Source organism: Streptomyces sp. JHA26, assembly GCF_002005565.1.
In the GTDB taxonomy this organism is placed as follows: Bacteria; Actinomycetota; Actinomycetes; order Streptomycetales; family Streptomycetaceae; genus Streptomyces.
This window is the reverse complement of sequence record NZ_BDJC01000168.1, coordinates 1-587: the sequence shown is the minus strand read 5'-3', so window position 1 is coordinate 587 and position 587 is coordinate 1. Positions and strand designations below refer to the sequence as shown.

Genomic DNA, 587 nt, shown 5'->3' with positions numbered 1-587 from the left:
GGGACGACGACGCCCTTGGGGCGGCCGGTCGAGCCCGAGGTGTAGATCACATACGCCGGGTGCTCCACCCGCAGCGGCTCACGCCGCTCACCGTCCACCAGGTCCGCACCCGACAGCGCCCCGACGAGCCCGGCGACCGCAGGATCGTCCACGACGACCACGCCGGCACCACCGACCTCACCCACCTCCACACCGCCCAGCGTCAGCACCACCACCGGCTCCGCATCAGCGACCATGAACGCCCTGCGCTCGGCCGGATAACCCGGATCCACCGGCACATACGCACCACCGGCCTTCACCACCGCCAGCAACGCCACCACCAGATCCACCGAACGCGGCATCACCACCGCCACGAACGACTCCGGCCCCACACCACGCCCCACCAGGAACCGCGCCAGACGATTCGCCCGCGCGTTCAACTCCCCATAGGACAACTCCACACCACCGGCAACCACCGCCACCGCACCCGGCGACACACCCACCTGCCGCTCGAACAACCCCGGCAACGTCGACGCCTCCACCCCGACACCGGTCTCGTTCCACTCCACCAGCACCCGCCGACGCTCCACCTCCCCCAACACATCGAT

The 587-nt window shown here is 70.0% G+C and carries 1 protein-coding gene; it reads right to left on the bottom strand.

What is annotated here, in order from left to right; all coding sequences use genetic code 11:
- On the bottom strand, positions 1-587 hold a 587-nt coding region (locus JHAT_RS33560; protein ID WP_143660643.1), incomplete at both ends, for an AMP-binding protein.